This is a genomic window from Candidatus Saccharibacteria bacterium oral taxon 488 (assembly GCA_010202645.1).
Classification (GTDB): Bacteria; Patescibacteriota; Saccharimonadia; order Saccharimonadales; family Saccharimonadaceae; genus Nanosynbacter.
On the sequence record CP047920.1, the window covers coordinates 444,674 to 458,167 of the forward strand.

Consider the following 13,494-nt stretch of genomic DNA (forward strand, 5'->3'; position numbering starts at 1 on the left):
GAGGAAACTCTGGGGTGCATTATAGCATTATTGCGAACAATTTGTCTAGGATGTTTCACGTAATTTGGCTTCATTTCGCCTACCCGTGTTGTGCTGTATGACTGTTTGCAGGAATAGTGATGACCGCCTGTAGAGACGAGCCAAACACTCAAGACGCAGCTCCTCGCTCTTGATTTGATAGACGTAGTCCTCTAATGAAATCATGAACATCCCTATCTTATAGTTTGTTAATATATTTTCTATTACACGCTCCTGCTGCTCCGGGCTTAGCACACCCATGTAGTCCGTAAGATCCATAGTACCATATCCCTTACTCAGCTCTTTATCAAGAATATTGTTTTGCAGACCTGGACTAAGTGAGTCAAATTGCTTGATAAGTTTATAAACATACTTATCATGTCCACGATCTATCAATTCTTGTGCAACATGGTCTCTCAAATATGGACTCGTTATCCTATAAATGTTCTCGATTAGTTTTTTAAGAATAGGCTCTTCATCTGTGCTTATTGCCCTCTCAACCAAATCTAACTGTTGCTTCTGTGTGCATATATTAATTTGATCTACCAAGTAGTAAATAACAGCAGCATTGTTCTTATCGCACCCTAGTGCATACTCTATCACTGTAGCCTGTATTTCTGGGTCAAGCAGTCCAATCTGACTAACGAGATCCATATTAGTCCAGTCACTCGGGACTCTGCAAATTTCACTCACCACGGCTTTTGTAAACTTGGATTAAGTAAACCAAGACAACGAAGAACTAGGTTGTATTCATCGTTTTCCATTGCCATCTCAACCGCAGTCGCCTGCATATTATGGCTAAGCCTATCGACTCGATGGAACAGTTTTTTACACACTTGAAAATCATTATTTTCCAGGGCATTTAATAACTGTTCATCCAATTGCTGCGCGTATTTATTATGATCGCCGATGCGGCTACGCCAAGCTGTCTGCCCTAACCGACCTCTGACAGCTAGAAATAATGGTGAATGAGTATCTTCTACTAGATGAAGTAGTTCTATCAATACCGGTGGTGGCAGCTCACTGTACCCCCTGCCGTCCAATCTATTGTCAACATAACCACCTAGTGCCGACCTCACTTCTACAGTACCGAGGCTATTATACCGACAACTATTATCATCTACACCAAATAAATTCTTTGCTCGCTCTAACTTCATGAAGAAGTCACCCTCCGAATGCAAGTGAATTGACGAACTCACGCCGCGAGCTATTTTCTCCCAGCGCCAAACCTCAAAGTACCGATGCAGCCACTCTGGCCCATAATTCAGAACAGATCTATCTCCCTCATGATTCAACCGGAGTTCAAGTATCCCGTCAACATCCTCCGCACCATCATCGCCCATAACCGTCCCCTCCGGCACCTTCACCGTATCAACAAATGTTGTTGTCTCGAGTTCGAGACCCGTCCTAGGAAAAGCTCTATCAGGCAGTAAGCTACCTAAGGGTAGGAGAGTTTTTAGGTTAAGATGAACGGACTCACTCTTATCGCCCGCTGCTAGCGCCTCAACCGCCCTACGTTGCTGCGCCACCACCGGATGGTCAGGGCAGCGCGATGCCACCCACCAGTACAGCGGATGATTTGGATGGTCATTGATACGATCAAGCAGCCTGCCAGCCAGCTCTCTCGGAATATCAAAATGAGCGATAAAATCGAGTAGTTTCTCTGGGATGTTATGACTATCAAGCCCTCGGAGTATTAGCTGAAGCGTATCATCATCCATGGCGAGATCCTGCATATCTGACTCAATCATCAGGTAATCTGCCATCGCCCCGAGATAATCCCACAGTCGACCATCCTCAAGTACTTTACTGCTGGCACGAGCATGTACTTCACCTAACAACGAGTAGAAATCACTCGTGATAGCGGCCAGCTCCTCCTCGCTCGACCGGCTGTTGAGCACTGATAGCAGCTTGTCACGCTTCGAGAGCTGCTGTAGCTTCCCAAATTTCTCTTTCAATGAATCAAGTGAGGCACTATCAATAACACGATTAAGCGCCGCCGGTGCATCGTACCAAAGATATACCGGTTCATACGTTGAGGCGGGCGTCTCCGTCCCCTTTAGTATGTCATCTGGATAAGCGTTAATTGCTTCGGCACCAAGAAGTAGGGTTGGCTCATCTAGTTTTGGTATCGGCTCTAATTTTAGCGTCGACTCCCCCTCCGGCACGAGTAGCCCAGAACCGGCTCGGCGGTAGCCATTAGGGCCAGCTGGCAATACTAATTCGGAAGGCTCAACTCCAGCTATTTGTTTCATAGTATTTTTTATATCATATTTATATTTCTGTGTCAATCATTATCAGGCCATATCATCCCAGACAACAAAAACCGCCCCGTACCCATCGGAGCGGTTTCTGAGAAAGAAGGCTGGCTGGCTTATACCGCTACAGCTAATTCCTCTTCTTGGTTGTCGGCGAACTCGTCCTCACTTGGCTCGTCGGTTTCCGTTTCTTCAACAGCGCCCGTTCCTACTGGAATCTTGCGGCCGATGATAACGTTTTCCTTGAGACCGTGCAAGTGGTCAGCGCGGCCAGAGACGGCAGCGTTGATCAGCACGCGAGTGGTGTCCTGGAAGGACGCAGCAGATAGCCACGAATCGCTCCAGATGGACACCTTGGTGATACCGAGCAGCAACTGAGTGTAGCTGATGAGGTTTTTGCCCTCAGCGGCGAGTTGCTTGTTGGTGTTCACCACTGCAGCCTTAGAAACGATGTCGCCCGTCACAAAGTCACTGTCGCCCGCGTCTTCAATCTGGACGCGACTAAACATCTGGCGAACGATGATCTCCAGGTGCTTGTCGGCCACGTCTTGACCCTGAGCGGCGTAAATGCGCAGCACTTCGTTGATGATGTAGCGCTGAGTTGCCTCGACACCCTTCAGGCGCATCAAGTCATGCAGGTTCAATGAACCAGCCGTCAAGCGGTCGCCAGCCTCGACAACGTCGCCCGCTTTAACCACCAACTGCATGGTGCCTGGGATTTCATAGCGAGCTGGCGCGCCAGCTTCAGCAGCGATCACCAGGGTGTCTTCTGCCGCTTCAACCACACCGTCAAATGGTGCGATGAGTGGGCGGGTGTCGCCTTCGCCAGTTGCCAATACGTCACCAGCCTTGACGCTTGAGCCGGCCTTGACCACGATGGTTCGACCGTCCAGTGGCAAGCGCTCAACCTTGCCTGATTCTGGAGTAACTTGGACGATGTACTTTTTGCCATCTTCCCAAACGTCAACTAACCCGGCAATTTCCGTAACAAACGCCTGGCCCTTTGGTGTGCGCGCCTCGAACAATTCTTCAACACGCGGCAGACCCTGGGTGATGTCGCCACCAGCTACACCGGAGTTGTGGAAGGTACGCAAGGTCAGCTGAGTACCCGGCTCACCGACTGACTGCGCAGCGATGACACCGACTGGCTGATGATTACCGACCAGTTTACCAGTTGACATGTCAACGCCGTAGCTGCGCTGCGGAATGCCGTTAAGGTTGTTGGTTGACAAGACTGATTGAATTTTGACGCTCTGGACGCTTTCATCGTCATCAATTGAGTCAGCGATTTCACGAGTGATCAATTCGTCCTTGTTGACGTGACCCGGAATCGTCTCGGCAGCATACCGACCAGCCAAGCGGTTCGAGAAGTCGATCATCGTTTCCTCAGTTTCTGAGCGGTAGATTGCGTAACCTTCGTCGTCACCTTCAACGTCCTCAACCGTGAAGACGTCCTGCGCCACATCAACCAAACGACGGGTCAGGTAACCTGAGTCGGCGGTCTTGAGCGCGGTGTCGATCAAACCCTTACGCGCACCACGGGTTGCCACAAAGGCCTCAAGGCTGGACAGACCACCGGTGTAGGAACTACGGATTGGTAGCTCAATTTCGCGGTTAGCGGCGTCGACCTGGATACCGATCATGGCGCTGGCTAGCTTGACATTGGAGATATCACCACGAGCACCAGAGTTGACCATCATCGAGATACTGGTGTCCATGTGCGCCAGCTGATCCTGGAGGAAGGCCGTAATCTTATTATCCACATTTCGCCAGGCATTCACCGTCAAGTTGTAACGCTCGTCCTCGGTGATCAAACCTTGGTCGAATTGCTCGGAAATCAAGGCCGCCTTGGCGTCGCCCTCAGCCACGAACTCAGCGATCTCGTCAAAGTGCACGTAGTCGGTCATACCAGTTGACACGGCCGCAGTTGTCGCGAAGCGGAAGGCCTGACCCTTCATGCGGTCGGCAATCTTGGCAGTTTCCTCGGCGCCATACTTGTTGAAGATCTGCGCCAATACTTTCTTCAGCTGCTTCTTCGTCTGAACGTTGTTGTCATATGGGAAGTCCTCTGGCAAAATCTCGTTAAAGAAGACTCGGCCCAAGGTCGTCTGACGCAGCTTGCCCTTGGCATAGATGCGAATTGGCGTTTGCAGTTGGATAGCACCCTTGTCGTACGCTAGCTCTGCCTCGTAGACCGAGCTGAACGCCTTGATGTGGTCAGTCTGCGCCTGCGGCTTGTCATAGGTCAGGTAGTAATTACCGAGCACGATGTCCTGCGAGATGTGCAGCACCGGCGCACCGTCGGCAGGCTTCAATAGGTTGTTGGTGGCGCTCATCAGCTCGCGTGCCTCGGCCTGCGCTTCCTTGGAAAGTGGCAGGTGCACGGCCATCTGGTCACCATCAAAGTCGGCGTTAAAACCAGCACAGACCAGCGGGTGAAGCTGAATCGCCTTGCCCTCGACGAGGACTGGCTGGAAGGACTGAATTGACAGGCGGTGCAAGCTCGGCGCGCGGTTGAGCAGCACGTACTTGCCCTTAATCGCCTCGTCAAGCGCATCCCACACGACCGCCTCACCCGACTCGATCAAGCGAGTTGCTGAGCGGATGTTGTGGGCAAATTCGCCCTTGATCAGCCAGCTGATGACGAACGGCTTGAATAGTTCGAGTGCCATTTGTTTTGGCAGGCCGCACTGATTGATCTTTAATTTTGGACCGACGACAATGACCGAGCGGCCAGAGTAATCGACGCGCTTACCGAGCAGGTTCTGGCGGAAGCGGCCTTGCTTACCTTTGAGCATGTCGCTGATTGACTTGAGACGACGGCGGCTACCAGTCGAGCTGACTGCCCGACCACCGCGCGCCGCTGCGTTGTCGATCAAGGCATCGACGGCCTCTTGCAGCATGCGCTTTTCGTTGCGCTGAATCACTTCTGGCGCGTTGAGCTCAACCAGTTTCTTCAGGCGGTTGTTGCGGTTGATGATACGGCGGTACAGATCGTTCAAGTCAGACGTTGCAAATCGACCACCGCTGAGGGCCACCATTGGACGGAGATCCGGTGGGATGACTGGCAGTACGGTCAGGCAGAGGCTGGATGGCTTGATGCCAGCAGCCTGCATGCTCTCGAGCATCTTGAGGCGCTTGAGCAGTTTCTTCTCGCGCTGACCCTTGGCGTGCTCGGCTTCCTCGCTCAGCTGGGCGATCAGTTCTGACAGATTGATCTCGTCCAGCAACGCCTTGAGCGCGCTGGCACCCATGCCGACCTCAATCAGCTCGTCATACTCCTCTGGCAGGTTACGATAATCCGTCTCTGAGATCAGCGCACCCTTGACGAGGCTCTCGAGCTGCGTTTTCTTCGTCGTGTACTTGTCGTTAAGCTCGTCGACCTCGCGGCTTTGCTCCTTCGCGAGCTGCTTGATGTCAGCGCCGTCAGCTTCCGCGAGCTGCTCGTAGCGCATCTTGATCGCCATCCGACCAGCTTCAGTCTCGGCCTCCAGATCCGCCAGGTATTGGTCACGCGTGACTTCATCAACCTTGAGAATGACATAGGTCGCAAAGTAAGCAATCCGCTCAATATTACGCACCGTCATCCCCAGTAGCAAGCTCATGGCGCTCGGCGTACCGCGCATAAACCAGATGTGCGCCACTGGCGCGGCCAGCTGAATGTGGCCCATGCGCTCGCGGCGGACGATTGACTTGGTGACCAGTTCGCCGTTTTTATCGACGGCGGCCTCGCGTGAACGCACGCCCTTGAGCTTTGAATCGTGCGGGTTGATGTCCTTGACCGGACCAAAGATTCGCTCGCAGAACAAGCCATCGCGCTCTGGCTTTTGGGTGCGGTAATTGATCGTCTCTGGCTTGAGAACCTCGCCGTGACTCCACTTTAGGATGTCCTCGGCGCTGGCCACCGCTAGGCGTACCGCATCAAAATCGCTAATTCCGGTCGCGTTAAATGAATATTGCGCCATCTTACGCCTCCTCCTTTATTTCTTCTACTTCGTCAATATCTTGTACGCTCATACCGGCCTCGATGTCACCGATGTCGTCTGATTCGTCTAGGTAAACTTGATCATCGTCATCATCGTCGTCGCTGGCAGTTTGCGGTACGGTCTTGTCGGCTGGGCCGCTCGAAGCAATGACATGCTCAGCGTCAACTACACCGCCCTCGTCAAGCAGATCAACCCGAAGGCCCAGGCCTTGTAGTTCCTTAACCAACACGTTGAAGGATTCTGGCAGTTTTGGCCCGACGATTGGCTCGTCCTTGATGATGGACTCGTAAGCCTTGGCACGGCCATAGACGTCGTCAGACTTGATGGTTAGCATTTCCTGTAGGGTCGCCGCAGCACCGTAGGCTTCCAGTGCCCAGACCTCCATTTCGCCGAAGCGCTGACCACCGTTTTGCGCCTTACCACCGAGCGGCTGCTGGGTGACCATGGTGTATGGACCGGTTGAACGAGCGTGAATCTTGTCAGATACCATGTGGTGCAATTTGATCATGTGCATGACGCCGACCGTGGTGCGCTCTTCAAAGGCTTCACCAGTGCGACCGTCGAATAGTTGTGATTTACCATCACGCGCCAGTCCTGCTTTTTCTAGTTCATCAGAAATCGTTGCTGAGGGCACGCCGTCAAACGACGGCGTTGCCACGCGGTAGCCCAACGCTCGTGCTGCCATACCAAGGTGCGTTTCAAATAGCTGACCGAGGTTCATGCGGCTCGGCACACCCAGCGGGTTCAAGATTACGTCAACTGGCGTACCATCCTCCATGAATGGCATATCCTCGACCGGCAGTACCCGCGCGACCACGCCCTTGTTACCGAAGCGACCAGCCATCTTGTCACCGACGCCAATTTTGCGCATCTGTGCCACAAAGATTTGGATTTGCATCAACACGCCGGCCTTAAGCTCGTGGCCATTCTCGCGGCTAAAGATCTTGACACCGACGACCTTGCCGCCGCCAGCATTGTTCATCCGCTGTGAGGTGTCGCGCACATCCTTGGCCTTTTCACCAAAGATAGCGCGCAGCAGGCGCTCCTCAGAGCTGAGTTCCTGCTCACCTTTCGGCGTAATTTTACCGACCAGCACGTCGCCAGCCTTGACCTCAGAACCGATTTGGACAATACCGTTTTCGTCGAGGTGGCGCAGACTGTCCTCTGACACATTCGGAATGTCGCGGGTGACGATCTCTGGGCCGAGCTTGGTCTCGCGAACCTCCACGTTGTAATCCTTGATGTTAATACTGGTCAAGCGATCGTCCTCCACCAAGCGGCGGCTAAGGATAATCGCATCCTCCATGTTGTAACCGCCCCACGGCATAAAGGCCACCGTCAGGTTTCGTCCCAGCGCGATCTCGCCCTCGGCAATCGACGCACCCTCGACGAGGATGTCGCCCTGCTTGACCGTGTCGCCACGGGCTACGCGAACCTTTTGGTTGTAGCAGCGATCGTCATTATTCTTGACGAAGTGCCGCAGTGCGTAGACCTTGACGCCATCAGCGTACTTGACATGAATTTCATCAGCGTCAGCCCGCACCACCTCGCCATCAGCCTCGGCCTGGATCAAGTGACCGCTATTCTCGGCCACCGCTTGCTCAATACCGGTACCGACAATCGCTGGCTCTGGCGTGAGCAGTGGCACTGCTTGGCGCTGCATGTTCGAGCCGGTCAAGGCGCGGTCGACGCGGGTTTTCTCGATAAACGGCACCAGCGCCGCCGTCGAGCCGAGGATCTGCTTGTGGGCAGCGTCCATAAAGGTAACTTCTTCGACGTCAACCTGACCTGGCTGGAGGAATTTACGGGCACTGACGCGGCTATCAGTGAACGACTTGTCATCATTCAAGCGCGCCCCGGCATCAGCGATAACCTCGCTGGCTTCCTGAGCGGCGTCCAGATAGACCACTTCATCAGTCACCCGACCATCGGTGACGCGCAGGTACGGCGTCTCGATAAAGCCATATTCATTAACCCGCGCGTAGGTCGCCAGGTTCAGCACCAGGCCAACGTTGGCGCCCTCCGGCGTCTCCACCGAACAGATACGGCCGTAGTGCGTTGGGTGAGCGTCGCGCACGTCAAAACCAGCGCGCTCACGACTCAAACCACCGGGGCCCATCGAGCTCAAGCGGCGCTTGTGGCTGAGCTCGGACAGTGGGTTAACCTCATCGAGGAGCTGACTCAGCTGCGAGCTAGTAAAGAACTCGCGCACTGCTGCCACCACTGGTCGTGCATTGATCAATTGACTCGGCGTGACGTTCTCCATGTCGGCCACACTCATCCGGTCCATGGCGTTGCGCTGCATTCTGAGCATACCGACGCGGAACTGACGGGCAATCAGCTCGCCGACCAGCTTGACGCGGCGATTACTCAGCGCATCGATGTCATCAGCTGGCTCTTGGGTATTGTTGAGGCGAATGATCTCGCGGATAATGGCCACTAGGTCGCTCATCTGGAAAATACGGTTTTCAGCGGTATTAGCAACGTCCAGACCCAGACGCTGGTTCATCTTGTACCGACCGACCCGAGAATAGTCAAATCGCTTGAAATCAAAGAACATTCGCTCAATCATCTGACGTGCGTTATCAACCGTCGCCAGATCGCCCGGCCGCAGGCGACGATAGACTTCGATCAGCGCTTCATTGGCGCCACGCGCAGTGTCTTTTTCGAGCGTTTCTTGAATGTAGCTGGTCTCGCCCGTGTCAATGTCAGCAAACAGTTCGCGAATTTCTGACGTCTTTGGATGACCCAAAGCCCGCAGCAAGGTCGTCACTGGTAGCTTACGGCGGCGGTCAATCTTGACATAAATCGTGCCATTAGTCGCCGTTTCAAACTCCAACCAGGCACCACGACCCGGAATCATCTTGGCGCCGTAGTAATTGCGGCCAGCCACGGTTTCAGCAGTAAAGAATACGCCGGCTGAACGGATCAGCTGGCTGACCACCACGCGCTCCGTACCGTTGATGATAAAGGTACCGCGCTCGGTCATCCATGGATAATCACCGAGGTAGATTTCTTGTTCCTTGACTTCGCCCGTGACTTTGTTGGTTAGTTCGACGGTTGCGTGCAGTGGCGCTTCAAACGTCAAATTGTTTTCCTTGGCAAACTGATCGGTGGTCTTTGGCTCGTCAAAATGATACCTGCCGAACCGCAGCGCCAACTTCTGACCAGTGTAGTCGTCAATTGGGTTAATTTCTGAAAAGATTTCGCTCAAACCATCCTCGACGAACCAGCGCCACGAGTCCTCTTGGTGAGCGATGAGATTTGGCATGGCGATCGCACTGTCTGTTCCAGTGAAAAAGACGCGCGCGCCACGAGTGGTCTGTTGAGCCACAGGCGTTACTCCTCGCATTGATTATAATTGGTGATCACGGCCGGAAGATCTCTTAGTCTCAGCACGAGCCCGAGGTTTGCCCGCCCATCAAGCTCGCCCCTCGCTAAAACTACACTACTTCACTGTGACACATTATGACGCATGAGGCGATGAATTGCAAGAGAAAATAACCAAATTATGCTATACAATGTGCGCGATGCTATCAAGAACCCGAGCATGCACCTGCTCCGGCGTGCCGGTGGCTGACAATAGCGGGATATTTCGCTCGGCGGCGATGGCCTCATAGGCGTGGTTAACTCTGTCCTGGAACGACTGCTCACGCGACTCAAATGTATCAGGATGAGCGATGCGCCCGCGCTCCGCGATGCGCTGCTGGCGCTGGGTGTCGCTGAGTGTCAAGACCACCATCGCGTCCGGCTGTAGGTATCGCGCATCGGTAAATAACTCTGTCATCCGCATGATCTCCTCCGTGTCCAGCCCGTCGCCATAGCCCTGATAAGCCAGTGTCGAGATGTAATTACGCGCGCTCAGGACGATCTCACCGCGCTGCAGAGCTGGCTGAATCTTTTCGCGCCACAACTCGCGCCGCGCCGCCGAGAACAACGCTAGGTTAATTTCACTGGAACGTACTAGGTCGCCATTCTTAACGATGCGCCTCAGTTCATTGGCTACTGGCGTCGACTTTTCTGGATCGTCGCTGCCTGGCTCTTCGACCACACACACGACGCGGCCGCGCGCCCGGAAATAATCCGCCAGCATGGCTACTTGCGTTGACTTGCCGGTGCCGTCGTTGCCTTCGATGACGATGTATCGACCGGGACGGTTCATTTGATACCCTCGCCTAGGCCATTAATAATCGCCGGAGCATGACGCCGATCCTTGAACGCTCGCGGCAGCATCGTTTCTGGCCGCCAGCTGCGGATAAGCTCGGCGAGATCGTCGGTGTGTTGGTACTTGCCGCTCATGCCGCCGCGCCCGCCAGCGTAGCCGCCGTCCACTGGCCCGGTCTGGTGAAAAATTAATTGCCCGATGCGCTCGCCGACTGGTAGTACCACGCTTTCGTGTTTGTTCAAATTGTAAATCTCAAGCGTAATCCGATTGATATAACCGGGGTCGATCCAGCCCGCATCAAAACACACCGCCACGCCATTACGGCCCCACGAGCTGCGGCTCTTCACCTCGGCCGCGCCGCCGTGCGCCCGAATACCCACGAACTCGTGCGTGTGCGCCAAGATCCGCTCGCCGGGACGTAGCACAATAATCGGATGCTCGTCCGGAATATTACGAAACCGCCTAAAGCCGTTATGCTCGCACCACTCGGCGTGCGGTATCGCCATCAGCGGCCCCTTAAAATACCGCGCCACCTCCGCTTCGTCAAATGGATTATAAACGCTTGACTGATCGTCAAATTCCTGTTTATAAAAATAATGCCCCAGCGTAAAATCTAGGCTAGCCTCTGACACATTGTCCGGATCAAATGGCGTACAGACGATCGTCCCCTCCTCGATCGCCGCCAAAATTTCCCGGTTTGAATACACGCTCATGCCGCGCCTCCTCTTGTTTATCTTACCTCACTCCCCGAGTGATTCTATTATGACAACATTTACCCGCTCGGGCAAGCTTTTCGTAAATTTTACATCATGCTAGACTGGGGTTATGGAGAAAGCCATCATCGTTGCCTATGATACCAACCGCGCCATCGGACGAGGTGGCGATTTGCCGTGGGGACGCAGCCTACCGGCGGATTTGGCGCATTTCAAGAAGTTGACTAAAGGTGGCAATGTCATTATGGGTCGAAAAACTTTTGAATCAATTGGTTGTCGTCCGCTGCCAGAGCGTGAAAACATTGTCATTTCCTCGCGGCCAACGGGCGTTAAGGGTGTGCTGACTGCGGTAAACTTAGAAAGCGCCCTAGCGCTAGCTCGTTACAAAACCTTCATCATCGGCGGCGCGCGGGTCTATAGTGGTGCGCTGGAAATCCCAGCAATTGACACCATTTACGCCACCGAGGTCGACGCTGCATTTCCAGACGCCGACACCTTTTTCCCAGAGATTGACATGACCACCTGGCAGGAAGTGAGCCGCATCCATCATCCCGCGGGCACCGAGAACAAGTATGATTTTGATTTTGTGATGTATCGTCGGATAATTTAGTACACTAACAAATTACTAAATAGTTGCCGAAGACTGGCACGAACACATTACACCGCAATCGGCGCCTTAATAGGCGGATGATGCTCGTAATCCTCCAAGCGAATATCATCAATGGTGAAATCGTCGATGTTCTTGATATCCGGGTTGAGCCACAGTTTTGGCAGCGGCAGCGGACGGCGCGACAACTGCTCATCGACCTGCGCGCGGTGATTATTGTAAATATGCGCGCTATTCAGGGTGTGGATGAATTCGCCGGGCTGTTTATCAGTCACCTGAGCGATCATTGACAGCAGCAGCGCGTAGCTGGCAATATTAAACGGCACACCGAGGAACATATCCGCCGAACGCTGCGTCAGTGCCAGATCCAGTTTATCTTTCTCGCCATTTTCACCTGGCCGAACATTAAACTGGAACATGGTGTGGCACGGCGGCAGTCCGCCCGACTGCACGATATCGTCAATTTCCGCCACGTTCCAGGCGCTGACAATGTTGCGCCGCGACGTCGGATTATTCTGTATCATGTCGATGGCGTTTTGGATTTGGTCAATCGTCCCGCCCTTGCCGTCCGGCCATTTGCGCCACTGCACGCCGTAAACCGGCCCCAAATTACCCCATTCTTCGGCAAACGCGTGGTCAGTCGCAATTTTACCGATAAACTCTTTCATGCCAGCGCGCCACTCCTCGCCATTGATCTCCGGAATGCTTTGACCGGTTTTCTCTAGATAATTCTTGTACGGCCACTCGTCCCAAATATGCACGCCATTTTGCGCCAGATATTCAATATTACCCGTGCCTTTCAGAAACCACAGCAGCTCATGTGCCACGCTGTTGAAATATAATTTCTTAGTGGTCATAGCCGGAAAGCCATCCGTTAGATCATACCGCGTTTGCACACCAAACACTTCCGTCGTGCCCGTACCGGTGCGGTCGTCTTTTTTCACGCCATTATCACGAACCTGTCGCAGGACGTCTAAATATTGCCTCATACTTCCCTCCTCGCCTTTTCTTAATTATGGCAATATCCCAGCATAACCACAAGCGAAAATGGCGGTAGTTTTAACAACGTTACGGCCGTGTTCGATGTATTTACGGCTCGCGGTCACGAGACTTCTTGCGGCCTACGCCAGCTTGCTCAACACCTTATCCACCAGCCCATACTGCACCGCCTCCTGAGAACTCATCCAGTAGTCGCGCTCCATGTCGGCCTTGACTTTAGAGAGCCTCTGGCCGGTGTTTTTGGCCATAATTTTGGCCAGCATCTCCTTCACCTCCAGCGTTTCCTTCAGGTCAATTTCCATGTCGGTCACCTTGCCGCGCGTGCCGCTTGACGGCTGATGGATCATCACCTTGGCGTGCGGCAAGCAGAACCGCTTGCCCTTGGCGCCAGAGCTGAGTAGAAACGCGCCCATGCTGGCCTGCAAGCCGATGCCATACGTCGCCACGTCCGGCTTGATAAAATTCATGGTGTCATATATCGCCATGCCATCATAGACACTGCCGCCCGGACTGTTGATGTAGAGCGAAATGTCTGCCCCCGGGTCAACGTACGCCAGGTGTAATAGCTGCGCCACCACGCTGTTGGCAGTATGCTCGTTAACCTCCTCGCCGAGGAAAATAATCCGCTCATTGAGAAGTCGTGAATAGATATCAAACGCCCGCTCGCCATCGGCTGACTTTTCGATGACGGTGGGGATGAGATACGATGTTGTCTTCTTCATACACAGTTATTATATAAGCTTAGCTC

9 protein-coding genes are annotated in these 13,494 nt (G+C 53.6%); 1 reads left to right on the forward strand and 8 read right to left on the reverse strand.

Annotated elements, in window-relative coordinates:
* Positions 1-45 precede the first annotated feature (45 nt).
* The 6 genes from GWK77_02505 to dcd form a co-directional block, all read right to left on the reverse strand.
* Positions 46-711 carry a hypothetical protein gene (locus GWK77_02505; protein ID QHU93039.1) on the reverse strand — a complete coding sequence of 222 codons (666 nt, stop codon included), beginning with the start codon at positions 709-711 and terminating at the stop codon, positions 46-48.
* Entirely contained in the window at positions 708-2,273 is a 1,566-nt protein-coding gene (locus GWK77_02510) for a hypothetical protein (protein ID QHU93040.1), read from the reverse strand. The genes GWK77_02505 and GWK77_02510 overlap by 4 nt, the downstream gene beginning before the upstream one ends.
* Before the next feature lie 119 nt (positions 2,274-2,392).
* Complete coding sequence (rpoC, locus tag GWK77_02515; protein ID QHU93041.1) at positions 2,393-6,241, reverse strand: DNA-directed RNA polymerase subunit beta'; 3,849 nt, start codon at positions 6,239-6,241, stop codon at positions 2,393-2,395.
* A gap of 1 nt (position 6,242) precedes the next feature.
* Positions 6,243-9,614, reverse strand: a complete 3,372-nt coding sequence (locus tag GWK77_02520; protein QHU93042.1) for a DNA-directed RNA polymerase subunit beta — start codon at positions 9,612-9,614, stop codon at positions 6,243-6,245.
* A 162-nt stretch (positions 9,615-9,776) separates the two neighbouring features.
* Positions 9,777-10,424, reverse strand: a complete 648-nt coding sequence (gene tmk, locus GWK77_02525; GenBank protein ID QHU93043.1) for a dTMP kinase — start codon at positions 10,422-10,424, stop codon at positions 9,777-9,779.
* Positions 10,421-11,140 carry a dCTP deaminase gene (dcd, locus tag GWK77_02530; GenBank protein ID QHU93044.1) on the reverse strand — a complete coding sequence of 240 codons (720 nt, stop codon included), beginning with the start codon at positions 11,138-11,140 and terminating at the stop codon, positions 10,421-10,423. Before dcd ends, tmk begins: the two co-directional genes overlap by 4 nt.
* A gap of 112 nt (positions 11,141-11,252) precedes the next feature.
* Here dcd and GWK77_02535 point away from each other — a divergent pair, with 112 nt between their 5' ends.
* Complete coding sequence (locus tag GWK77_02535) at positions 11,253-11,750, forward strand: dihydrofolate reductase (protein ID QHU93045.1); 498 nt, start codon at positions 11,253-11,255, stop codon at positions 11,748-11,750.
* A 47-nt stretch (positions 11,751-11,797) separates the two neighbouring features.
* Here GWK77_02535 and GWK77_02540 read toward each other — a convergent pair whose 3' ends face one another.
* Positions 11,798-12,736 (reverse strand): thymidylate synthase, encoded by a 939-nt coding sequence (locus tag GWK77_02540; protein ID QHU93046.1) that lies wholly within the window; start codon positions 12,734-12,736, stop codon positions 11,798-11,800.
* Positions 12,737-12,868: 132 nt separating this feature from the next.
* A complete protein-coding gene (locus GWK77_02545; protein ID QHU93047.1) occupies positions 12,869-13,468 on the reverse strand; it encodes an ATP-dependent Clp protease proteolytic subunit in 600 nt (199 codons plus the stop codon).
* Between the last annotated feature and the right edge of the window lie 26 nt (positions 13,469-13,494).